The following is a 23,018-nucleotide window of genomic DNA, read 5'->3' on the forward strand; positions in this document are numbered from 1 at the left end:
TTGAATGAATTTTTTAATAGTAAAAATGAACAAAAGAATTAGTGTGAGGTGAGGTGGTATTGGGTGATATAAGGGCACCAAGTAAGGAAGTAATAAAAGAGGCATATGAAACAGGTAAATATACTTTTAAAAAATTATCTAGTGAATTTGGAATTAGCTTAGGAACCATAAAAAGCTGGTCTAAAAGAGATAAAGATAAAGGTATTCCATGGATCAAGAATAAGTTAACAAAATCTACAATAAAGAATAAATATAATAACATAAAAAAGCAAGTTGAATCAGAACAAGTAAAGGATATAATAAATTCTAAATTCACAGATAAACAGAAGCTTTTTTGTATTTATTATATAAGATGTTTTAATGCTACAAAGTCATATTTAAAAGCATATGATTGTGATTATATTACAGCCAATACAAATGGTCCTCGATTACTTGGAAATGCTAGTATAAAGGAAGAAATACAGAAATTAAAAAAAGATAGATTTAATAAGGCTTTGTTAAGTGAAGAGGATATCTTTCAAAAATATGTTGATATAGCTTTTAGTGATATAACTGATTATGTTACATTTGGGAAGAAAAAAATAGTTGTACCAAGTAAAAAAAGTAATAATAAAACTACTACACTTGAAATTAATTATGTTGATTTGAAGGATAGTAATAAAATTGATGGAACTGTTATAAGTCAAATATCACAAGTGAAAAATAATATATCAGTAAAATTGAATGACAAAATGAAAGCACTTAAATGGTTAAGTGATCATATGGACATAGCAACAGAAGAGCAAAAAGCTAGAATTGAAGTTTTAAGAAATAAAGTAAAGATTGATGATATACAACCAATAAAAGTAGAATTTGTGAAAGCAAGTGAAAAAAATGAATAAGATTAAGTTTAGAATAAATGATCAATTTTTTCAATTCATAGATGATTGGGAAAGTAAATTTTATTTCCTGGTGGGAGGATATGGAAGTTCCAAGAGTTATCATGTTGCAATAAAGATTATAAAGAAGCTTTTAGAAGAAAAAAGAAAAGTTTTAGTAGTTAGAGAAGTATTTGATACTATAAGAGATTCTTGTTTTGATTTACTACAAGAAATTGCAATAAATATGGGTGTATATAATACAATGCAGTTTATGGTTTCACCAATGCAAATAAGATTCTCAAATGGTAGCAAAATAATATTTAAAGGCATGGATAAACCTTCAAAATTAAAATCTATAAATGGTATATCTATTGTATGGATAGAAGAATGTTCAGAAGTTAAATATGAAGGCTTTAAAGAAATCTTGGGAAGATTAAGGTATCCAGGTGTAAAAAACCACATAATACTTTCTACTAATCCTGTAAGCAAAAGCAATTGGTGCTATAAGTATTTTTTTCAAGATAAGAGTAATAATATTTTTATTTTAGATGATGAAGAATTATATGAAAAAAGAGTTATATTAAGAAATTATACATATTATCACCACTCAACAGTTGATGATAATTTTTTTGTACCTAAAAGTTATATAAAACAGTTAGACGAGCTTAAGATACATGATGTGGATTTATGGCGTATAGCTCGTAAAGGTAGATTTGGAGTTAATGGTAAAATTGTATTCCCTCAGTTTCAAATGATGGATCATGATAAAGTGATGAAAGAAATAGAACATATAAATAAACCTATATTAAAAAATGGAATGGATTTTGGTTTTGTTACTTCTTATAATGCTTTATTAAAATTAGCAGTAGATCATGATAATAAAGTTTTATATATTTATGAAGAGTATTATAGTAGAGATAAAACAGATATAGAAATATCAAAAGATATAGAGGAATTTAAGAAAACTAGAGAGATTATTAAAGCAGACTGTGCAGAGCCTAAAGCCATAAAGTTTTATAGGCAGCAAGGATTTAAGATGAAAGCTTGCAAAAAGTTTAAGGGATCAAGAAAACAATATACTAAGAAAGTAAAGAGATTTCATAAAATTATTTGTTCAGATAAGTGCGTTAATACTGTATATGAGTTAAAGAATTTAACATATAAAGAAAACAAAAATGGAGAAATAATAGAAGATGAATTTAATATAGATCCACATACATTAAGTGCTATTTGGTATGCTTTAGATGATTATGAAGTATCAAACTTAAAGGGAAGTGGAATGAGAGTATTTAAGTAAGGAGGAGATTATGTTTTCATTAATAAGTCCAATTAAATCAAAAGGTCCAATGACAACAATTCAATGGCTAAAAGAAGAAATAGATGAATTTTTACAATCAGAAGATAGAAATTTTATGCTTACTGGACAGAGATATTATGAAGTAGATAATGATATATTTAATAGAAGGATAACAAGGGTTAGAAAAAATGGTACACAAGAAGAAATTAAATTTAAAGCTAATAATAAATTAGCACATGGTTTTTATAAAAATCTTGTTGATGAAAAAGTAAGCTATTTGTTAGCTAAGGAGTATACTTTAAAATCAAATAATGAGCAGTATATAAAGGAGATAAGTTCTACTGTAGGGAAACATTTTCAAGATACTTTGAATGAACTTGGATATGAAGCTTCTAATAAGGGAATAGGATGGTTACATATTTTCATTAATGATGAAGATGAATTTGATACTATGGTTATACCATCAGAACAAATAATTCCTTTGTGGAAAGATAAAAATCATAAAGAGTTAGATAGACTAATAAGATTGTATGATGTAGTTGCTTATGAAGGAATTAGAAAGAAAATATTAACAAAGATAGAAGTGTGGTATCCTGATAAAGTTGAGTATTATATTAAGGATGGTGAAAATATAATACTTGATAGTGAAAAATATTTAGATGTAAAAGGAAGCATAGGTCATTATTTAAAAGATGATGAGTGGTGTGCTTGGGGGAAAATACCTTTTATACCTTTTAAGAATAATAGGATTGAAAAACCTGATATAAAATTTATAAAAAGCTTAATTGACAATTATGATTCTAGCAGAAGTGATGTGGCGAATTTTATTGATGAAGTCAAAAATATTATATTTGTACTTAAGGGTTATGGTGGTGAAGATCTAGAAGAATTTATGGATAATCTTAATTATTTCAGGTCTATATGTATTGATGATCCTCAAGATGGAGCCGTAGATACTCTTACTCCTAAAATGGATATTGAAGCCATAAAGATTCATTGTGAGCAGTTAAAAAGAGATATAAATGAATGTGGACAAGGAGTAAGTAAGGATATTGATAAGTTTGGCTCATCACCATCAGGAATAGCGTTAAAGTTTTTATATAGTGGAATAGATTTGAAATGTAATTCTTTAGAGGTGCTTTTTAAAAGAGCTTTTGAAGAATTATTATATTTTGTGAATATTTATTTAAGTCAATGTAGTAACTACACTTATGATAATGATGAAGTAGAATTAATTTTTAATAAGAATATTAAAATAAACGAATCAGAAACAATAGATAATTGCATTAAATCTAAAGGAATAATAAGTAACAAAACTATGAGAGCAAATCATCCATGGATTAAAGATGTTAAACAAGAAGAGAATCAGATTAATAAAGAAAAACAACAATGTGAAACTGAATTTAGTAAAATAGTTGTACCTAAAGAGAAGATGAATGATGTGAATAAAAAATATTTATAACTTATTTTAAAATTAAAGTCTTAAAATTAAGGCTTTTTATTTTGCCTTTTTTCTTAATTTGAAGGCGTAAAAGAATAAATATAAGAACTATATTTCAGGAGCAACACCTGTAAAAAGCGTAGATATAGGAGGTATATAAATGAAAGAACTATTAAAAAAATTAGACCTAAAGGATGATACCATAAATAAAATCCTTGAACAGATGAAGAATGACAAAATTTATATTACTAAAGAAGAAAATCTAGAAGAGAGATATAGAAAACTTAAAACTAAAAAAGAAGATATAGAAAGTCAACTTAAATCTTCAAATAGTATGATAGAAGATTTTAAAAATAGTAAGTCAGATAATGAAAATCTTCAAAACATCATTATGCAACATGAAGATACTATAAAAAATTTAAAACATGATAGTGAAGTTAAAATAAGAAAGCTAACTTTGGATACTGCTATTAATGAGGCATTAATGAAAAATAAAGTTAAGCATGCTGAATTGTTATTATCTAAATTTGATAGAGATAAGTTAGTTATCAATGATGATGGAAAAGTAATAGGATTGGATGAACAATTAAATAAATTTAAAGAAACATATAAAGATATGTTTGGAGCTAGATTAAAAGGTGCTACACCTCTAAATCCAGATACTAAACCAACTAAATCAAATAATTGGGATTACTTAGTTAACAATGCTGATAATATGACAGCAGAACAAATAGCAGAGGCATATAACAATATTAAATAGAGAGAGGAAGATTAAATAATGTCAGTAAATAGTTTTAAACCACAACTTTGGGAAGGAGCGTTACTTGCCAATTTTCACAATACATCTATAGCAGACGCAATATCAACTAAGCCAACAGATATTAAAGGCGATAAAGTAACATTTAATAGAGTTGGTGCAGGATCAGTAAAAGATTATACAGGAACTATATCTTGGGATGATATAAATACAACTCCTATAGATATGACTTTTGAACAAAAGAAATATTTTGCATTTTCACTTGCAGATATAGATAAAGTCCAACTAAAGGGAGACGTTATGAAAGCTACAACTGCTGAACATGCTTCAGTATTGGCTGAAAAATATGATAGTTATGTTTTGAATAAGTTAGCTTCAAGCAAAAGTAATTTATTAACTACTAAAAAATTAACTCCTGATAGTGTTTATGATTCAATAGTAGATATGGGTACTAAATTAAGCAAAAATAAAGTACCTAAAACGGATAGATTTGTAATAGTAGATGCAGAAATATTAGGATTATTATCTAAAGACCCTAGATTTATTATAAATCCTAATGTATTAGAAAATGGATTTGTAGAAGGACAAAAAATAAATGGTATGCAAGTAATGTCTAGTGAAGAGTTGCCAGCAGGAAACATAATAGCACATCACAAAAGTGCAGTAGGAGCGGCTAAGCAATTAAGTGAAACTGAGGCTATGAGATTACAATCATCTTTTGCAGATGGAATAAGAGGATTATGTGTATATGATAGTGTGATTCTAAGAGATGAAGCTATTGTAGTACAGCCATATACATTAGAGCTTAACTCACCATTAGTTGAAGGTGAGGATCAATAGGAGAGGTTATAATACCTCTCTATTTTTATGGGTGATAATATGGATATTAATATGTTACTAGAAAAGATAAAAAGAAGAAGTAATGTATCTATTAACCAAAAGGATGAATTACTTAATGATTTTATTGAAGAAACACAGCTTGAAATAAGTGAGTATATAAATTCAAATGAAATACCTAAGGTATTAGAAAGTGTTTTAATAGATATAGTGATTATTAAGCTTAATAGATTAGGTAATGAAGGCTTATTAAGTGAAAGTTTTAGTGGAATATCACAAACTTATATTGATGATTTACCAAAGTATATATTAAAAAAATTAAGAAGAAATAGAAAATTACCTAGATAGGATGATTTTATGAGCATAAATAGCAATATAAGAAAATTAAAGTTAGAAATTAATAAGCCTATTATAAGCGAAAGTGGTGCTAGAAAAGATAAATGGGTTTATGAAGGTAATAGTATTTTAATATCTATTTATGAAGTGGATAATAGGATAAATACATCTAGTGTTAGATATAATGAAAGTACTCATATAGGTTTGACTTCTAGTAATAACGTTAACTCTTACAATTGTAGATTAATAGATGAAAATACAATATATCAAATTAAAGGTATGATAACTCATGGTAGATTAAATCAATTATTTTTAAAGGTGATAAAAAATGGATAGCCAACAATTTAAATTTAGCTGTGACAATTTTAAAAAATCATTTTTAAATAAAGCTAAAGGAAATGTAACAAAGGCCTGTTTGGTTATATTAAAAGATGCAAAGAAAAATTGTCCTTTAGATCAATTAGATATAAAAGATAATATGTTTTACAGTGTAGTTTTAGATTCAAATAAAGTTGTGGGTACAGTAGGAAATACTTTAGAAAAGTCAGTACATTTGCATCAAGGTACAGGAGTTTATGTTAAAAATAAAAACGGAGAAAAAGTTCCAATTAAATATAATAAATCAAGAAATAAAAATGATAACTCTAAGGGTAGAAATATTGGAGCACCAAACCCATTTTTACAAAAAGCTTTGGTGAATAATATGAGTAAAATACAAGAAGTTTTAAAGGAGGGATTACTATAGAAAATATAATTATTAAGTATTTAAATAATAAGAAAAACTTAGTGGATTTGATTGGTAAAAATAGATTATTCCCTCTCTTTACACTTGATATAAATAATCCGTCTTTAGTATATAACTATACACCTATAACAACAGATTATGTAAGTCAAACACAATTAGAGATTAAAATAATATGGAATGATTATGACAAGTTAAAAGAAATTGAAAAAGAATTAAAAAGAATATTAGCTATGAAATCAGATGATTCATATATAACTTATGATGGAGTTACTTTTAAAAGTATCCTAAGTGGGGGAGGTCTTTTGTTTAGGGATGACTTACAAATATATGAGGATAGTTTGATTTTTATTATAAATTTTAAATATGAGAGGAGTTAAATAAAATGCCAATTAATAAAGATGATATAATGCTAGGTGCTGGAGAGGTATATATGTATGAATTTACTGGAGATACTATTCCAGAACATGCAGAAATAGAAAATGATGAACATAATGTAGGACACTGTAGTGGAGGGTTTAAGATAGATTATAAACCTAAAAAATATGATGTTAAAAATCAATATGGAAGAGTAGTTAAAAGTTTCATAACTAACGAACAAATAACAGCTAAAACAGGAATAATAACATGGGATCTTAATAAACTATCCTTATTATCAACAGCTACTATTGATGAAGATGCAGAGAAAAATGTAAGAACTCTTACTTTTGGTGGTGGTGGATCACTAAAGACTGTATTATTAAGATTTGTTCATGAAGAAAATGGTAAACACCTTAGATTTACAATGATAGGTCAAGGTGGTAATGGATTTGGATTAGATTTTGGTGATAAAGAAACCACTATAAATGCAGAGCTACAAGGAGTGGAACATATTAAAAACTTCTTAGCATCATTTGAACAAGAATTATAGGGGGATTAAAAATGATAGATATAGATATGATAAATGATAAACCTATAGAAATAAAATTAAAAGGGGAAGTAGTGAAAGTTAAACAGCCTACTTTTTACTTAGCTAAAAAAGTAAGAAGTTATGAAAAAAATATAGATGATTTAAGTGAAGATGAAATCTATAAGAAACAATCTAATATTCTTATAGATTTTTTGAATAATAATACTACTAATAAAAAATTTAATGATAAAGATATTGATAACATATCTTTTAATTCAATAAAAGCGTTATATAAGGAACTTATAAAAGCTATATTAGGAGCAGAAGAAGACCCAAAGTAAAAATTCCACTTCCAGAAGGAGAAATAGGTGAAGCTATAATAAATAAATATTTTCCTATTGATCAGTGGGAGAAGGAATTTACCAATACAACTGCTGATATAAAAAGTATAAGTGAATATACAGGACTAGATTTTAATAATATCTATAACCTTTCATATTCACTTTTTTTATTATATAGAAAAGAATCTTGGATATATGGATTAAAACAAACAGAAAAAGGTAGGGAGTTTTTATCAATTCTGTGGGATCTAAAGCAAGTGAAAGCTGATTATAAAAAAATAAAATCTTTTGATAATAATCTAATGGCAAAGGAGGTGGATGTAGATAAATGGCCAGTGGAGTAGAATTAGCACCTTTAGTAGTCAATGTAAGAATGAATTTAAATAATTTTAATGTAAGTATGACTACAATAGAGCAGAGAACTACAGAAGTTTCAAATAATGCTGAAAGCAAATTAAGTAAAATAGGCAAGAAATTAAGTGATATAGGGTCTAAAATGACTAGTAAGGTTAGTTTGCCTATGCTTAAAGTTGGAAGTCAAAGTTTTAAGTTAGCATCAGATTTAAATGAAAGTGTAGATAAGGCTAATAAGGTATTTAAAAATAATGCTGATGTAGTTAATGAATGGTCTAAAACATCAGTTGAAAAAATGGGAATAACTCAAACTGGTGCTTTAGAAATGGCAAGTAATTTTGGAAATATGGGATCAGCAATGGGATTGAGTTCAGAGAAGTCCATGCAATACTCTATGAGTTTAACTGAACTTGCAAGTGATATGGCTTCTTTCAACAATATAAGTATAGATAGAGCTAAGGATGCATTAACTGGTATTTATACTGGTGAAACAAAGGCATTACAATCATTGGGAATTACAATGAGCGAAACGAATTTACAACATTTTGCTGAAAGTCAAGGAATAAAGAAGAAAATAAAAGATATGACTGAAGCAGAAAAAGTACAGTTAAGATATAACTATGTTATGTCTGAGACAAAAGATAGGCAAGGTGATTTTTCTAGAAATAGTGATGAAGCTTCAAATGCTACTAAAATATTTTTTGCTTCTATAAAAGAATTAGGAGCGACTATTGGGGAGACTCTAATACCTATCCTTACTCCGATGATTAATAAAGCAAATGACATAATTAAGAGTTTTTCGGGTATGAGTGATGAGACTAAAGGATTTATAGTGAAAGCGGGATTATTTACTATAGCTTTAGGACCTGTATTAAGTATACTTGGCAAAGGAATAGGGTTATTTACTGGTATAACTGGAGCAATAGGAGCAACAGGTGTAGCAACTGCTGGAGCTGGAGCTGCTGCAGGAGGAGCCGCTGCAGGACTTGGAGCATTAGGAAGTGTAGCATTACCATTAGTTGGAACTTTAGCGGCTGTTGCAGGTGGAGCTGCTTTATATGTAAAAAACAATGAACTTATGAATGGTAGTTGTTTAAAGTCACGTGAAGAAATAGGTAAAGTTGGAAGTGTTTTAGAAGTTTTACATGGTGATATAGCATTAACAGCTGATCAAATGGATAAAATGAATATAAAACATAAGGAGTGGAGTAGTAAAATTTCACCACAAACTCAAAAAGCTTTAACTGAAACTTCGGACAAAATAGCAAATTTTAATTTTGAATTAAGGAATTCAAACGGATTAGATGGGGTTATAAGTAAAAAGCAAATAGATGGTTTAAAGAAAAGAAGTGATAGTCTTTTTAATGAAACTATACAAAAAATAAAGCAAAGAAGTCCGCAAGTTCAAAAACAAATGGGAGATTCATTTAAGGCAGATGATGGTGTTTTAGATAAAAACGAAAAAGTATTAATGAACTTTTTAAACAAATCTCAGGATAAGCAAATAAAAGAGGTTCAAGGTTATCAAAAGCAAATAAATGATATATATGCTAAAGCAGCAAATCAAAACAGAGACTTAAAAGAAGATGAAATAAAAACTATAGAACAATTAACTCAAAAAATAGGAAATGTTTCTTTAAATAATACTGTAAAAAATAATCAGGAACTAATAGCTGCTAAGGCTGATTTTAATGCACGAATAAAAAACTTGGATATGAATGGGTTATCAAAATTATTATCAGAGAAAGCTAAAGCAAGAGATAAAGAAATGAAGTCAATAAAGTTAAATTATGATAAACAAATAGAAACATTAAAACTTTATAGGCCTAAAATGAGTAAAGAAGAACAAAAAATTTGTGATGAAAAAATTAAAAAATTAGAAGGCTTAAAAACTAAATCTATTAAAAAAGAAAAAGAAAAATATCAAGGCTTTTTAAAAACTGCCATGGAGAAGTATCCTCAATTAATAGATTATGTTGATACATCTAATGGGAAAATTATGAGTGATGAAGAGCAAAATAACTACAAAAGATTAACAAGATATTCTCAGCATATGCAGGGTATGATGGGAATTAATAAAACAGGGTACTATAACATAAAGGATACAACTACAGGACAAATGCATCAGTGTTATGTGGAAGTAGACGAAGCTTCTGGAAGAATTGTTGGTAGTTGGGATAGAAGTACAGGAGAGATATATGGTAACCCTATAAAAGCTAGAGAAGATATAAATCAAGACTTAAAAGATGGTGTGCCATTTGAAAATATAAAAGGAAAATATAATGGTGTGTGGGAAAAAATATATAAAAAAGCAATAGAGATTCAAAGTGAAAAAAATCCTAATGTATTTGATTGGGTATCAAATCTTTGGGAGGATGCTAGAAGATATGTTATAGAACATCCTCTTCAAGCTTTAGGGAGTATAGTGAAAAGTGGATTAGGAATACCGGGATATGCTTATAATGGTCTTGAATATGTTCCTTTTGATGGATATATGGCTAGGTTGCATAAAGGAGAAAGAGTGTTAACAGCAGAGGAAAATGAAGTTTATAAAAAAGGTAGTGGAGATATAAAAGTTACAAATAATTTTTATAGTAGAATGGAATCTCCTTATGAGGTTGCAAAAGCAACAAAAAGAAGTATAAGAGAATTACAATTTTCATAAGGAGATGATTATATGGAGTGTAGTATAAAATTAATAAATTTAAGAAATAAAGAAGAAATAAACATAGAAAGTTATGTAAAAGAGAATGGAGTTTTATGTACTAAATTTCAAGACAACCAGCCAAAAGGAGAGTTCACAAAAATAAAAGGTGTTAATCAAATTGGACAAAGTGTCAATTCTACATCTCTTACAGAAAGAGATATAGTTTTAGAAGGCATAATAATAGGAAAAGATAGAAATCAAGTTGAAATATTTAAAAAGCAATTAGTATCAATTTTAAATCCTATGGATAAAATATTAATCCAATATACAAATGATTATGTAAAAAAAGAAATTAAAGTAGTATCTATATCTGTTCCAGTATTTTCAATAGAATTAAATACAAAAAATTTATTAGGTTTTATGGTTAATTTAGAAGCCCCCTATCCATTATGGCAGGATCAAAAAGAAAGTATAACAAATATTGAAACTTGGGAAGGTGGATTAGAATTCCCATTTGAATTAACTTCATCAGGTTTTGAATTGGCTAGAAAAGGACCTAATGAAATAGAATTAGTAAACAGTGGCCAAATGGAGGCTCCATTAGAATTTTATTTTAAAGCACCAGCACTAAATCCTAAAATAATTTTAAATAATAATCAATATATAAAAGTTAATAAAAAAATTAACGATGGAGAAATGTTGTATATATCAACTGCTTATGGAATGAAAAGAGTTGAAATAATAAAGTCAGATGGAAGAAAAGAAAATGCTTATAATTATATTGACATAAATAGTTGCTTTTTTAAACTTTTTACTGGATATAATATTATAAGTTATAGTACAGAAGGAAGTTATATTCCTCAGTCAGTTATAGTCAAGTATAAAAATCAGTATTTAAGTTTATAGGAGGTGATTTTATGTCAGAGTTTGGAGGATTTTTTAATAGTGTTGCAGGAGATAGAAGATATAAAGCAGAAGACTTTTCAAATTATTTTAAAACTTTTATAACCACAGGTGTTAACCCACATCCCCAAAGTTTAAAAGTATTAAAAAAATCAAATAGCCAAGTAGAAATAAGTGGAGGTTCTGCATGTATTAATGGATATTTATATTTAAATTCAACATCATTAATTAAAACTATACCAGTAGGGACAACTAGACAGGATAGAATAGTGTTGAAATTAGATCTGATAAACAGAACTTTAAATGTTAAGATTAAGCAAGGTACAACAAATAAGCCACCTACATTGCAACGAGATACATCTACTTATGAATTGAGTTTAGCAAAAATAAATATAAGCGGGTCTAATTTTTCTATAATAGATGAAAGAATGGATAGTAATGTATGTGGATTCATGAGTTTTACTGGAAAAGCTGATATACAACAAATATGGGATAGATTTAATAGTGAATGGAATAGTTTAAAAACAATGTGGCAAAGTTGGTTTAATAGTATGCAAGGACAAAGTATTAGAGGGGTTTATATACAGAAAGGTAGTCCATCATCAAGTAAGGTGGGAGATATATGGATACAAACACTATAAAAATAATAAATAGTAGTTTTCAATTTTTAGGAGATATAGAAGATTATATATCTTTTTATTTTGTAAGAAATTTTACTAAAGCTAAGGAATTTCAAATAGTAGCTCCCATAAAGTATATCAATATATTAAAAGATGATAACATAATTTTTATTAGTCCTAAAAAAGCTGGTATTATAGAAGAAGTTTCAATAGATGAAAGTAAAAAGATTATAACAGCTAAAGGTAGGGATTTGAAATCTGTATTATGTAGGAGAATAACAGTTCCACCAATAGGAAAGGTACATGATGAAATAAAATCTAATGTAGAAAGTGTAATAAAACATTATGTAATAAATAACTGTATTAATCCAGTAGATAGTAAAAGAAAAATGCTTCAATTGAAAATAAATCCTAACAAAAATAGAGGTAAAACTATAGCTTGGCAATCTAGATTTAAAGTACTAGATTTAGAATTGGAGCAGATATGTAATTGTGTTGGTATAGGATTTGAAGTCTATATAGATTTAGAAAAAAAGAAATTTATATTTGATATTATTGAAGGAAGAGATAGAAGCGGTGGAAATAGTACAGTTATATTTAGTGAAGAATTTGATAACATAACTGATTCTACCCATACAAATAATTCACTTTCATATAGAACTATGGGATATGTAGCAAGTCAAGATGAAGAACAGGATATAGGAATTAAAGAAGTATTTAAAGATAATGCTACAGGCCTTGAAAGAAGAGAATTGTTTATAGATGCTACAGATATAGAGGAAGATGATAAATTAGGTGATAAGGCAAAATCTAAATTAGCAGAATATGATTATATAACTTCAAATGAAAGTACTGTTATAAATTCAAATTTTCAGTATGAGAAAGATTGGAATTTAGGAGATATTGTATTATTAAAAAATACTTTAGGTAAGTCCGCTCAAAGAGTAGTAGAAGTTACAGAAATTTATGAAGGAAATAGAAAAATAGAAATAGTGCTAGGAAGTGTAATTCCTTTATTTACAGAAAAAATAACAAACGAAATTAGTAATATTTCAAGTAGTGTAAGCAATGAAAAACCTAGTAAAATTTGGAGACCTTCTATAGATAATGATGGAAATTTAATATGGAACTTAAATTCTTCTTTAGATACTCCAGATATGAAAAATATAAAAGGTCCTAAAGGTGATAAAGGAGATCAAGGGGTAAGGGGTTCTAAAGGTGATAAGGGTGATACTGGAGCAACAGGTTCAACAGGACCACAAGGTATTCAAGGTACTAAAGGAGAAGGAGGAGCAACAGGACCAAAAGGAAATAATGGAATAACTCCTATTATTGGATCAAATGGCAACTGGTTTTTAGAAACTACAGATACAGGAAAGCCGTCAAGAGGAATACAAGGAGATAAAGGAGATAAGATTAACCATCGATGGAGTGGAACGATTTTAAAGTTAGAAAACCCAGATGGTAGTTTTGATTCAGGAGTTAATTTAAAAGGGGATAAAGGAGACCGAGGATCAAAAGGTCTTAAAGGTGACACAGGAGAAAGAGGCCCTCAAGGAGTACAAGGACCAGCAGGAGATGGCCAATCCTATGTAGTATTTCAAAAGTATTTTACTGCAACGGAAGGGCAGAAAAATTTTACTTGGAATGATGGTTATGTATATCCAGTAGGTATTAATGCTATTGCTGTTTATATAAATGGAATGAGAATAGGAAATAAAGCTTTTATAGAAACAAGTGGAAATTCAATAACAACAAAAAGAGCTTTAATTAATGGAGAAATTGTATTTATAGAAGCGATGCAAGCAGTAAAGGATTTACAAGGGCCACGTGGACCTCAAGGAGTACAAGGACCAAAAGGAGACAAAGGTGAGACAGGAGAAAGAGGATTAAAAGGAGATAAAGGCGATACAGGAGCAATAGGACCAAGAGGTTCTCAAGGATCACAAGGTATACAAGGACCTAAAGGAGATCAAGGATTAATTGGATCAAAAGGAAATAATGGAATAACCCCTACTATTGGAAGAAACGGAAACTGGTTTTTGGGTTCTACAGATACAAGAAAACCATCACGAGGTATTCAAGGGCCAAGAGGAATTCAGGGTATACAAGGACCTAAGGGTGATAAAGGAAATACTGGAAGTGTAGGACCAAGAGGGGCAACAGGTAGTAGAGGACTACAAGGACTACAAGGACTACAAGGACCTAGGGGGAATACTGGTCCACCAGGAAAAGATGGAACACAAATTATAACCTCTAAAGCACAACCATCGGGACATATAAGAGGACGAGTTTGGATACAAACATTATAAAAAGGAGATGATTAAATGACAGTAAAAAAAGCTGTATACAAAGTTGATAATGGTAGTGGTTTTGATGATATATTTTTTAAAACTAGTGAAGATATGATAGTAAATCAAGTTCAATCACTTGGTAAAAATGGATACAGAAAATTACCAGGAGGAGTGATACTACAATGGGGATTTTATATGACTCCTTCTGGAGGGCATAATGATTCAACAGAAGGTATTTACTATAAATATATAAATAATCTTTCTTTACCTACATCATTTACAAATAGTGATTTTTGTTTTCTAGCTTTTACTACTAATGCTAGAAATTGGGCTTTTGGTGCAGCCAATAATAGGAGTAGTGTTAATTTAGGGTGTGCCAATATTTTGAGAGCTTCACAGAACGATAGATTAGGAATTTATTGGTTTGCAATAGGACATTAAAAAGGAGATATTGATTATGAGATATATATTTTTAGAAGATAATTACTTTGGCTTTAAGGATTCAGAGGTTAATAACATAGAAGAGACAGATGTAGAAATAACAGAAGAAATTTATAATAGATTTTTTAGAGAGCAAAGTCAAGGAAAAGAATTTACAATAAAAAATATAAATGGTTCTACGTTTGAAGAAATATTTGAAAAAGTTATTATAGAACCAGTAGATCCACAGAAAGTAGAAGCAACACCATTTGAAAAGCTTCAACAAGAAAATGAAAAATTGAAAAAACAAATGGAAGAAACACAACAAAGTATGGCTGAAATAATGAATTTAATAGCAATGCAACAAGGAACACCTAAACAGTAAAAAGGTGTATTTTTTATGTTAAAAAATAATAAATAAAATAAATTATTTTGATAGGAGGATGCTAGATATGTTTAAATTTGATAAGGAAAGTGGTTGTACAAAAATTTGGGTAACCTTAATAATGAATGGAACTTATAGCTATAATCAGGTTCCAAAACTTTTGAATCTTAGAGATTGTGTGAATGAGGTTTTGATTGAGGTAGGTTTTATAACAAAATAGATAATAAATAGTTAAGACTTTTTAAAAGTTTTTTTATTATTAATTTAACATTATATGAAAGAGAGTAAAAAATGGATAAACAAAAAATATTTAATGTAATGGTAGCAACTATAGGAACGTGGTTTACTTGGTTATTTGGAACATGGGATAACGCTTTAATAGTTTTAGTAGTATTTATGTGTTTAGATTATTGTACAGGTTTATTAAGAGGAGCGGTAAATAAGGAATTAAGTTCTGATGTAGGATTAAAAGGTATAGCTAGAAAAGTAGTTATATTTATAGTGCTTATTGTGGCTGTAATGTTAGATAGGTTATTAAATATGGGAAATTGGATGTTTAGAAGTTTAGTAGCATATTTTTATATAGCTAATGAAGGAATAAGTTTATTAGAAAATTGTACTCAATTAGGTGTACCAGTTCCTGAAAAGCTTAAAGAAATGCTAGTGCAATTAAAAAAAGGAAATAAAAAAGAAATATAAAAAGGACAGGATTAATAGTTTTGTTCTTTTTGTTTTGTCAAAAATAGTTTGAATTTTAGGAGGAATTTATTATGAAAATAGGAATCGATTGTGGTCATACCTTATCTGGATCAGATTATGGAGCATCAGGAATTAAGGAAGAGTCTAGATTAACTAGAGAAGTAGGAACTAATGTTATAGCAAAATTACAAGCTTTAGGTCATAGGGTAGTTAAGTGTTATAAGGATACTTGTAGTAGTTTAAATGATAGTTTAAGTTATAGAACTAATACAGCTAATACTAATAACGTTGACTTATATGTATCTATTCATTTTAATTGTTTCAATGGATCCGCTTATGGTACAGAAGTTTATACTTACCAAGGAGAGAGAACATCTAAAGCTGTTAGTGTATTAAATAATATAGTTGGATTAGGTTATACAAACAGAGGAATAAAAGATGGTTCAAATTTATATGTAATTAGAAATACAAAAGCTGAAGCAATGTTAATAGAATGTTGTTTTTGTGATAACAAAAATGATATGAATAGATTTAATTCTGAAAGCATGGCAAATGCAATAGTTAAAGGATTAGTTGGAAAGACTACAAGTACAACAGCTGGTGACAATAGTTCTAATACTTCAAATTCTGAATTATATAGAGTAAGAAAATCATGGGAAAATGTTAGGTCACAAGTAGGAGCTTATAGAGTTCTTCAGAATGCTATAGATGAATGTAGAAAACATTCAGGATATAAAGTATTTAACTCTAGTGGTAAGCAAATTTATCCATCAATTAAGTCTTATCCAGTATTAAGACAAGGTAATAGTGGTGAATATGTTATTAAGCTTCAACAGATGTTGATTACAATTGGTTATCCTGTAGGATATTATGGATCTGATGGAGTATTTGGAGAAGGTACATTAATAGCAGTGAAAGCTTTTCAAAGAGATTGCAATTTAAATGTAGATGGAGTTGTTGGGTTAGATACTTGGAAAGCGTTAGAAAGGAATATGAGATAAGATTTAATGGTAACTACAGTTTTTTACTATAGTTACCTTTTTGGCTAGTATTAGTATAAATTTTTGTTGAGATTATTTTAGCTAAATAAGCAATGTGAATAATTATAAATAAAAATGATAATGGTAATAAAACATATAGGATTTTTTATTTAAATAATATGATGAATTTTATTGCGTATAAAATAGTTTTACTTATTTTAATATTAATACAAAAAATCATACATATTTTTAAATTTTATGTCTAGGCTTATTTTAGTAGAGTTAACTAGTATATTGAAAAAATGTACAAAATAATTCTTAAATTACAATTATAGATATAATCTGAAGAAAAGATTGTAAAAATAGTAACAATTAAGAACTATACTATGTCGAACATAAGTTCTTGTATTTGGATTAATATTCCTGTATAATTTAATTATTACAATAAGTAATAGGGGGATTACATTTTGGTTAAGAATAATATCAAAAATACATATGAGTGTAGTAATGAGTTAGAGGGAAAAAATAAATTGATTATTAAAACTGTTATATTAAATAATAAAAGAAGGGTTATTATTAGAAAAAAATGATATAATTATACTAAAGTAGAAGGCTAACTAGGTTTATCTATAGCCTAACCTTCTATTTTATATTAGGTGTAATTTTATATGTACTGCACATCCTGCCCAGCCAGCACCAATTACTATTACTTTCATGTAATACTACACCCCCAAATTTTATGAAAATTTATAGGAAAACTATTTTAATTCATATATCATAAATATAATTAATAAAATGGTTATATAAGCTTAGAATGAAATATCAATAAATTTATATAACCAAAAGTTTAAAGAACAACTATCATAAAGACTAGTTATTTATTTAAATCTTAATTAAGCAGAGATTAACTTGAAATTATAATTATACACTTGACAATTATTATTTAATACATATAGATTGCTGCGTCAATTTTTTTAAGTTTTATTTGTTATTTAATAAATGTTAATTGAATTGTCAATTGTTATTTTCTATTTGATAATTATAAATTGAATTACCAATTGTTTTCATTGTTATTTGTTAATTGATAATTGTCAATTAGATTAAACCTCACATATCCTTTATAAATGAAAAAATCTAAACCACAAATATTAGGTTTTGATTTCATAACTTGATATAAATTCAAATTTTTATTGTTATTTGATAATTATTAATTGATTAAATAAATCTTCTTCCTCTAAATATATACTCTGGATCTGTTTGAAGTTTACAAAGTCTTTTAACTACATGACCTTTAAACCTTGCAGTACAGGTTCCGCAAACACCTTCACCACAGCACATTTTAGCATTATTACAACAGGAAGTTTTAACCTTTCCATCTAAAAATTCTAAAAGTTTATAAATGATTATATCCTGAGCTGAACAATGTATTAATCCAACATTTTTCACTTTCATTATGTTTTTAATGTTATCCTTTAAGCTTTTAGTTAATTCTCCACTAAAAAGTGTACTGCTTTCTATTAAATCTACATTATATAAATCTAAGTATTTCCTTATTAATATGTCATCATATGAAGTTTTGTCAATTATAGCTATAATCTTGTTTCCATTAGCATATAATTTTTTCATAACAGGTACCATAGGTGCTTGCCCTATACCTCTAGCGATTAAAATGCAAGTACTATCTTTAGTTTCCTTTAAATTTTTAAGGCCTAAAACTCCATTCCAAAAAGGTCCTCTTACAAGAAGCTTTTCTCCTTCATCTAAACTGGTTATAGTTTTAGTTTTAACTCCTTGAACTTCAATTGCTACCTTTATAAAGTTTTCTTGAGTATCTACATCCATTATTGAAATAGGTGCGTCATAAAATTGTGCGTCTTCCATTTTTCTTAAAAATACAAAGCTACCAGGATAAATTAAATCTTGAGCTAACTTATGAGTTACTCTTATAGTAAATATAAATGTACGGTCTTGTATGTTTTCTTTTTTTAATATGGTTCCTGTATAATTTTTTCTGCCCTCCTTAGCTTTCTTACCATTCCAAACATATTCTTGATATATACAAACTCCCTTCCAATTGATGCAATCACAGAATTTCTTTCCGGAAAGTTGGGAACACAATAAGCAATCCCCAGTTTCTGCTAGATGACAAGGGCATCATTCCTATATTAAAAGACGATAAATTAGATACATTTTCCAATATAAGATCTATTTTTTTTTGCCTTCTATTAAAGGTATGATTTTTAAATATTGACCATCCCACAGAATTTCTTTTATTATAGATTTAAATAATCTTTTCTTTTTTATAGGATCAGAAACTACATCTATATTTCTATTAAAAGTTTCTAGTGCACTTATATATGAAGTTATATCTACTTGGGCAGAAGTAAATTCATTTTCTTTTATTTTCTCTTGTTCTAACTCTAGATTTAACTTACCAGTTTCTTTGTTTATATTTGTTATTTCATCTAATATGATATTTGATATATTTTCATCTTCAATAAGAGATAGTTTCTTTACTAGGTTAGAAACAGATTTTTCTTTTTCTTTTATAGCACTTTGCAACATTTCAATCTTATTAGTAATATCATTTTTTTTAACTTCTTTTGATTTTTCTGAAGCATGTTTAAGTTTGTTAAGAAAAATTTCTTTGTTAAATAATTTAATTTGGCTTATACTATATTGTTCTGCTTGGTCTACTCTAAGATTTTTATTGTCACAGTTATTCTTATAACTAGAATTCTTGTTACTACATACATAATAACTATAAGTGGTACCAGGATTTTTTTTGCTTTTATGACCTGTTTTTACTATCATATTGCTTCCACATTTAGCACATTTAATAATACCTGATAATATTGCTGTGCTAGATGTTCCTTGTCTGCCAGAAGTTTTAATTTGCTTATCTTTTTGTTCTTCAAGTTGATGTTGTACTTTTAGCCAATCTTTAGAAGAAATTATACCTTTATGTTTTCCAACTGCTGCAATCCATTCAGATTTATCTCTTTCTATTCTTATATCTTTTGTTTTATTGAAAGTAAGAATTCCATTTTTATTAGGTATACCAAAAACATTTATATTTTGATTTTTTAAAAAATTAATTATAGATTCTGTGCTTTTAACATAAATAGGGGATGTTAATATTTGTTTTAAAGTTGCAGTAGATATATCTCCTCCATTTTTCCCTTTAATACTATTTTCAATACAGTATTTCCTCACTTGACTCATACTGCCTAATTCCAAGTATCTTAAATATATTAATTTTACTATTTTAATTTCTTCTTTATTAGGAGTTAGTTTCATCATTTGACGTTCTTTTCCCGTATCATCAATTAAGATTTCTTTTTTAGAATCAAATCCGAGAGGAGTTTGACCACCGAGCCAACGACCTTTTTTAGCTAATTGCATCATACCACCTTTTACTCTTTCAGCTAAGCGTTCACGTTCCATTTGTGCCATTGCGGCTAAAATAGATATCATAAATCTACCAGCAGATGTAGTAGTATCATATGGTTCTGTAGCACTTAAGTATATAATTCCAAGTTTATCTAATTCATATAAAAAATTATGTAAATCTCTAGCGGTTCTTCCTAAGCGGTCTAGTTTATAGCTTATTACATAATCTATTTTTTTATCTTTTATTAGTTTCATTAATTCAATAAATTGAGGTCTATCTGTAGTTTTACCACTCCAACCTTCATCTTGAAAAATTTTTAATTCATATTCTTTATTGTTGAATTTATAATCTATAAATCTTTTACAAGTATCTATTTGTGCTCCTATAGAGTCACCTTTACCAGTAAAAAGAGATTTACGTGTATATATTGCTATGGTTTTCATTGAAAGCACCTCCTATAATTATTTTATAATTAATATACTGAAAGGTAAATATGTAAAATAGGGTAAAATAAAACCCAGTACAAAGGAGCAATTTGTATTTGGGTTTATATTTATAAATATGAAATTAGAGTTTGAATATAAATTTATAATAAATTATTATTTTTATATTTTTCTAAAAGCGTTTTAAATTTAGGTTCATCAATTATACTATTATAAATAGAATAATTATAAATAACTTTAAAAGGCAAACCATTTTCAAGAGCTTTAGTTATACTTTTATAGAATCTTTCTTTTTCATTTTTACTCAAAGCAATTTCTGCATCGCAAGATAAAACGTAAGGATTATTATCTTCAATAGATTTAGCAGCTGATATTTCTTTCTCTGCTGAATCTATTTTATTTATTTGTCTATATAAATTGGCTAAATTAAGATGGATTTTAAAACTATTAGGTTTGAGCTTTAATGCCTTTTTATAAATATTTAAAGCTAAGTTATATTTTTTTTGTTTGCTATAAATAACTCCACAATTAAGTAATGCTAGATAATGATTAGGTTCAAGATTTAATACTTTAGTAAAATCATCTAAAGCTAAATTATATTTTTGGGAATTTAAGTAAATAATACCACGATTATATAATATTTTATAATTATTGGGATTAATTTGTAAAGCGCTAGTATAATCAGTTAAAGCTAAATCATATTTTTCTAACTTAGCATAAAGTGCACTCCTAATACATATTGCAGAGTAGTATTTTGGATTAAGTTTCAAAGCTTCATTACAATCCTTTAAAGCTAAATCATATTTTTTTTGTTCATAATAAATGATGCTACGATTATATAATATTTCATAATCATCATAGTGTATCTTCAAAGCTTTATTACAATCTTTTAAAGCTAAATTATTTTTCCCTTGTAGACTATATATAATACTACGATTAGATAAGGCTAGATAATGATTAGGGTTAATTTTTAATGCTTTATTATAAGCTTCTAAAGCTAATTTATAATTGCCTAATTCTTTATAAATAAGGCCTCTATTACATAGTATAGAACAGTTATTGGGATTTATATCCAATGCTTCGTTATATTTTTCTAAAGCTTTTTCATAATTTTTATTATTATATAAAACTAAAGCTTCATTAAATAATTCATTAGATTCAACTTTTTTTTTAATTTCTTTAATAGAGGCGAGTTTATCTAAAGAATTTTTAAGATCAGTTAATTGACCTAGTACAGGGTGGTGATAATTAAAGTTTTTTAGTGCAGTTTCTTTTTCTTTAAATGGCAAATCAGTTCTTGTTAATATATAATATGATGTTACACTTATAAGAAGAGCCCAGGCTCCGTCTTGAATAATTTTTAATTCTTCTGAAAAATAATCTATATCTTTTATTGCTGCATGTACAAATTTGCTTCTTACTTTCCATATTGGGTCATATATTTTACTGCGACTATATCCTAATTGCTGTTTAATAAAATTTATGAGACCTGTTTTACTAGCTGAAGGACTTATAGCAAATTTAGTTTTACACTTTGGACACGTTGCCGTATTATTTTCTTGGTTCCATAATTCTTCTGATACGCCTTCCATTGCAGTAGCCCAAAATATTAATTTTTCTTCTATGTGGTTTGTTAGTAATCCTTTCCTTAACCATCTTAATATATGGTATAGTTCTTCTGGTAATTTTATTCTTAAAAATTTTGTTAAATCAAGGTTTCTTGCTGGATTATATGAAGTTATTTTCATTGTTGAATTTTTATCAAATGGAATATTGGGACATTTAGTAATATTTATAGTGTTATCATTAATATTGGTTGCAACATCCCAAGATATAATTTCAAATGGTCTAAGTGTCAAGAATGTAAGCCAAGAACATAAATTTTCTATACATTGATTAGCAACTAACCATTCTTTTCTGTTATCATTTACATCAACAACAGCAGTAACTTTAACATGACGTTGTTCTTTTGCTTTATTAAATAGTTTTGTTAATTCTTTAGGTGGTATTTTATTTGTGGCTCCAATTATTACTTCTTTTTCTGATAAATCTTTTGTTTGGATTTTTACTTCTGTATCAGTTTCTTCTATTTCTAATTCTTCAATACTTTTTCCTACAACATTATCAGGAAAATTTACGATTGCACTTACTTTATATCTCATCTTTTTACCTTCTTTCTGTTTAGATTAGATATGAACTGTTTTATATTTGGCATATATTTTACCAATAATAATTTTTATTAATATGAAAATCTTAATAATATACAATTATAACAAAGTAGTATAAAAACATAAACAAATAATGGAATTATGTTTTTATCTAATAATTTTAAATTTAAATAATATTACTCATACAATTAGTCTATTTTACAACTTCTAG

General features: G+C 27.6%; 22 protein-coding genes and 1 pseudogene. 20 read left to right on the plus strand and 3 right to left on the minus strand.

Annotated features, from left to right (window positions below; translation table 11 throughout):
• Positions 1 to 59: 59 nt before the first annotated feature.
• The 20 genes from ABDZ71_RS04575 (at position 60) to ABDZ71_RS04670 (ending at position 16,823) form a co-directional block, all read left to right on the plus strand.
• Complete coding sequence (locus ABDZ71_RS04575; RefSeq protein ID WP_343759296.1) at positions 60 to 881, plus strand: terminase small subunit; 822 nt, start codon at positions 60 to 62, stop codon at positions 879 to 881.
• Positions 874 to 2,157 (plus strand): PBSX family phage terminase large subunit, encoded by a 1,284-nt coding sequence (locus ABDZ71_RS04580; RefSeq protein ID WP_343759298.1) that lies wholly within the window; start codon positions 874 to 876, stop codon positions 2,155 to 2,157. The genes ABDZ71_RS04575 and ABDZ71_RS04580 overlap by 8 nt, the downstream gene beginning before the upstream one ends.
• Positions 2,158 to 2,167: 10 nt before the next feature.
• Positions 2,168 to 3,619: a phage portal protein gene (locus ABDZ71_RS04585; protein ID WP_343759300.1), complete on the plus strand. Its 1,452-nt coding sequence runs from the start codon at positions 2,168 to 2,170 to the stop codon at positions 3,617 to 3,619.
• 139 nt (positions 3,620 to 3,758) lie between these two features.
• Entirely contained in the window at positions 3,759 to 4,358 is a 600-nt protein-coding gene (locus ABDZ71_RS04590; RefSeq protein ID WP_343759302.1) for a phage scaffolding protein, read from the plus strand.
• An 18-nt stretch (positions 4,359 to 4,376) separates the two neighbouring features.
• Positions 4,377 to 5,195: a hypothetical protein gene (locus ABDZ71_RS04595; protein WP_343759304.1), complete on the plus strand. Its 819-nt coding sequence runs from the start codon at positions 4,377 to 4,379 to the stop codon at positions 5,193 to 5,195.
• Between the two features lie 39 nt (positions 5,196 to 5,234).
• Positions 5,235 to 5,540, plus strand: a complete 306-nt coding sequence (locus ABDZ71_RS04600) for a phage head-tail connector protein (RefSeq protein ID WP_343759306.1) — start codon at positions 5,235 to 5,237, stop codon at positions 5,538 to 5,540.
• Positions 5,541 to 5,549: 9 nt separating this feature from the next.
• The gene (locus tag ABDZ71_RS04605) at positions 5,550 to 5,864 is read left to right on the plus strand and encodes a hypothetical protein (protein ID WP_343759308.1); all 315 of its coding nucleotides are present in this window, start codon (positions 5,550 to 5,552) and stop codon (positions 5,862 to 5,864) included.
• Positions 5,857 to 6,273 (plus strand): hypothetical protein, encoded by a 417-nt coding sequence (locus tag ABDZ71_RS04610; RefSeq protein ID WP_343759310.1) that lies wholly within the window; start codon positions 5,857 to 5,859, stop codon positions 6,271 to 6,273. The genes ABDZ71_RS04605 and ABDZ71_RS04610 overlap by 8 nt, the downstream gene beginning before the upstream one ends.
• Before the next feature lie 41 nt (positions 6,274 to 6,314).
• Positions 6,315 to 6,650 (plus strand): hypothetical protein, encoded by a 336-nt coding sequence (locus tag ABDZ71_RS04615; RefSeq protein WP_343759312.1) that lies wholly within the window; start codon positions 6,315 to 6,317, stop codon positions 6,648 to 6,650.
• Positions 6,651 to 6,655: 5 nt separating this feature from the next.
• The gene (locus ABDZ71_RS04620) at positions 6,656 to 7,180 is read left to right on the plus strand and encodes a hypothetical protein (RefSeq protein WP_343759314.1); all 525 of its coding nucleotides are present in this window, start codon (positions 6,656 to 6,658) and stop codon (positions 7,178 to 7,180) included.
• Between the two features lie 11 nt (positions 7,181 to 7,191).
• Positions 7,192 to 7,500 (plus strand): hypothetical protein, encoded by a 309-nt coding sequence (locus tag ABDZ71_RS04625; RefSeq protein ID WP_343759316.1) that lies wholly within the window; start codon positions 7,192 to 7,194, stop codon positions 7,498 to 7,500.
• Between the two features lie 328 nt (positions 7,501 to 7,828).
• Positions 7,829 to 10,519: a phage tail tape measure protein gene (locus ABDZ71_RS04630; protein WP_343759318.1), complete on the plus strand. Its 2,691-nt coding sequence runs from the start codon at positions 7,829 to 7,831 to the stop codon at positions 10,517 to 10,519.
• A 12-nt stretch (positions 10,520 to 10,531) separates the two neighbouring features.
• Positions 10,532 to 11,407 carry a phage tail domain-containing protein gene (locus ABDZ71_RS04635; RefSeq protein WP_343759320.1) on the plus strand — a complete coding sequence of 292 codons (876 nt, stop codon included), beginning with the start codon at positions 10,532 to 10,534 and terminating at the stop codon, positions 11,405 to 11,407.
• An 11-nt stretch (positions 11,408 to 11,418) separates the two neighbouring features.
• Complete coding sequence (locus ABDZ71_RS04640) at positions 11,419 to 12,045, plus strand: hypothetical protein (protein ID WP_343759322.1); 627 nt, start codon at positions 11,419 to 11,421, stop codon at positions 12,043 to 12,045.
• On the plus strand, positions 12,027 to 14,336 hold the full coding sequence (locus ABDZ71_RS04645; RefSeq protein WP_343759323.1) for a Gp37-like protein: 2,310 nt from the start codon (positions 12,027 to 12,029) through the stop codon (positions 14,334 to 14,336). Before ABDZ71_RS04640 ends, ABDZ71_RS04645 begins: the two co-directional genes overlap by 19 nt.
• A 15-nt stretch (positions 14,337 to 14,351) precedes the next feature.
• Complete coding sequence (locus tag ABDZ71_RS04650) at positions 14,352 to 14,759, plus strand: gp53-like domain-containing protein (protein ID WP_343759325.1); 408 nt, start codon at positions 14,352 to 14,354, stop codon at positions 14,757 to 14,759.
• Between the two features lie 16 nt (positions 14,760 to 14,775).
• Positions 14,776 to 15,123 (plus strand): hypothetical protein, encoded by a 348-nt coding sequence (locus tag ABDZ71_RS04655; RefSeq protein ID WP_343759328.1) that lies wholly within the window; start codon positions 14,776 to 14,778, stop codon positions 15,121 to 15,123.
• A gap of 67 nt (positions 15,124 to 15,190) precedes the next feature.
• Positions 15,191 to 15,343, plus strand: coding sequence for a hypothetical protein (locus ABDZ71_RS04660; RefSeq protein ID WP_343759330.1), 153 nt, complete (start codon positions 15,191 to 15,193; stop codon positions 15,341 to 15,343).
• Between the two features lie 71 nt (positions 15,344 to 15,414).
• Positions 15,415 to 15,822 (plus strand): phage holin family protein, encoded by a 408-nt coding sequence (locus ABDZ71_RS04665; protein WP_343759333.1) that lies wholly within the window; start codon positions 15,415 to 15,417, stop codon positions 15,820 to 15,822.
• Between the two features lie 71 nt (positions 15,823 to 15,893).
• Positions 15,894 to 16,823, plus strand: a complete 930-nt coding sequence (locus ABDZ71_RS04670) for an N-acetylmuramoyl-L-alanine amidase (RefSeq protein WP_343759335.1) — start codon at positions 15,894 to 15,896, stop codon at positions 16,821 to 16,823.
• A 1,194-nt stretch (positions 16,824 to 18,017) separates the two neighbouring features.
• On the opposite strand, the pseudogene ABDZ71_RS04675 reads toward ABDZ71_RS04670, so the two are convergent.
• The 3 genes and pseudogenes from ABDZ71_RS04675 to ABDZ71_RS04685 all read right to left on the minus strand — a co-directional run.
• A pseudogene (locus ABDZ71_RS04675) lies at positions 18,018 to 18,956 on the minus strand (sulfide/dihydroorotate dehydrogenase-like FAD/NAD-binding protein); the annotation flags it as partial.
• A 51-nt stretch (positions 18,957 to 19,007) separates the two neighbouring features.
• Positions 19,008 to 20,639, minus strand: coding sequence for a recombinase family protein (locus ABDZ71_RS04680; RefSeq protein WP_343759337.1), 1,632 nt, complete (start codon positions 20,637 to 20,639; stop codon positions 19,008 to 19,010).
• Positions 20,640 to 20,782: 143 nt separating this feature from the next.
• A complete protein-coding gene (locus ABDZ71_RS04685) occupies positions 20,783 to 22,801 on the minus strand; it encodes a tetratricopeptide repeat protein (RefSeq protein WP_343759339.1) in 2,019 nt (672 codons plus the stop codon).
• Positions 22,802 to 23,018: the final 217 nt, after the last annotated feature.

It is taken from the genome of Clostridium oceanicum, assembly GCF_039521385.1.
Classification (GTDB): Bacteria; Bacillota; Clostridia; order Clostridiales; family Clostridiaceae; genus Clostridium_F; species Clostridium_F oceanicum.

What these genes read in the sequence shown, in the direction of transcription:
- ABDZ71_RS04660 (WP_343759330.1), top strand. Translation starts at nt 15,191, where the DNA reads ATGTTTAAATTTGATAAGGAAAGTGGTTGTACAAAAATTTGGGTAACC.
- ABDZ71_RS04650 (WP_343759325.1), top strand. Translation starts at nt 14,352, where the DNA reads ATGACAGTAAAAAAAGCTGTATACAAAGTTGATAATGGTAGTGGTTTT.
- ABDZ71_RS04585 (WP_343759300.1), top strand. Translation starts at nt 2,168, where the DNA reads ATGTTTTCATTAATAAGTCCAATTAAATCAAAAGGTCCAATGACAACA.
- ABDZ71_RS04590 (WP_343759302.1), top strand. Translation starts at nt 3,759, where the DNA reads ATGAAAGAACTATTAAAAAAATTAGACCTAAAGGATGATACCATAAAT.
- ABDZ71_RS04595 (WP_343759304.1), top strand. Translation starts at nt 4,377, where the DNA reads ATGTCAGTAAATAGTTTTAAACCACAACTTTGGGAAGGAGCGTTACTT.
- ABDZ71_RS04630 (WP_343759318.1), top strand. Translation starts at nt 7,829, where the DNA reads ATGGCCAGTGGAGTAGAATTAGCACCTTTAGTAGTCAATGTAAGAATG.
- ABDZ71_RS04640 (WP_343759322.1), top strand. Translation starts at nt 11,419, where the DNA reads ATGTCAGAGTTTGGAGGATTTTTTAATAGTGTTGCAGGAGATAGAAGA.
- ABDZ71_RS04655 (WP_343759328.1), top strand. Translation starts at nt 14,776, where the DNA reads ATGAGATATATATTTTTAGAAGATAATTACTTTGGCTTTAAGGATTCA.
- ABDZ71_RS04625 (WP_343759316.1), top strand. Translation starts at nt 7,192, where the DNA reads ATGATAGATATAGATATGATAAATGATAAACCTATAGAAATAAAATTA.
- ABDZ71_RS04645 (WP_343759323.1), top strand. Translation starts at nt 12,027, where the DNA reads ATGGATACAAACACTATAAAAATAATAAATAGTAGTTTTCAATTTTTA.
- ABDZ71_RS04620 (WP_343759314.1), top strand. Translation starts at nt 6,656, where the DNA reads ATGCCAATTAATAAAGATGATATAATGCTAGGTGCTGGAGAGGTATAT.
- ABDZ71_RS04610 (WP_343759310.1), top strand. Translation starts at nt 5,857, where the DNA reads ATGGATAGCCAACAATTTAAATTTAGCTGTGACAATTTTAAAAAATCA.
- ABDZ71_RS04600 (WP_343759306.1), top strand. Translation starts at nt 5,235, where the DNA reads ATGGATATTAATATGTTACTAGAAAAGATAAAAAGAAGAAGTAATGTA.
- ABDZ71_RS04635 (WP_343759320.1), top strand. Translation starts at nt 10,532, where the DNA reads ATGGAGTGTAGTATAAAATTAATAAATTTAAGAAATAAAGAAGAAATA.
- ABDZ71_RS04665 (WP_343759333.1), top strand. Translation starts at nt 15,415, where the DNA reads ATGGATAAACAAAAAATATTTAATGTAATGGTAGCAACTATAGGAACG.
- ABDZ71_RS04605 (WP_343759308.1), top strand. Translation starts at nt 5,550, where the DNA reads ATGAGCATAAATAGCAATATAAGAAAATTAAAGTTAGAAATTAATAAG.
- ABDZ71_RS04685 (WP_343759339.1), bottom strand. Translation starts at nt 22,801, where the DNA reads ATGAGATATAAAGTAAGTGCAATCGTAAATTTTCCTGATAATGTTGTA.
- ABDZ71_RS04680 (WP_343759337.1), bottom strand. Translation starts at nt 20,639, where the DNA reads ATGAAAACCATAGCAATATATACACGTAAATCTCTTTTTACTGGTAAA.
- ABDZ71_RS04670 (WP_343759335.1), top strand. Translation starts at nt 15,894, where the DNA reads ATGAAAATAGGAATCGATTGTGGTCATACCTTATCTGGATCAGATTAT.
- ABDZ71_RS04580 (WP_343759298.1), top strand. Translation starts at nt 874, where the DNA reads ATGAATAAGATTAAGTTTAGAATAAATGATCAATTTTTTCAATTCATA.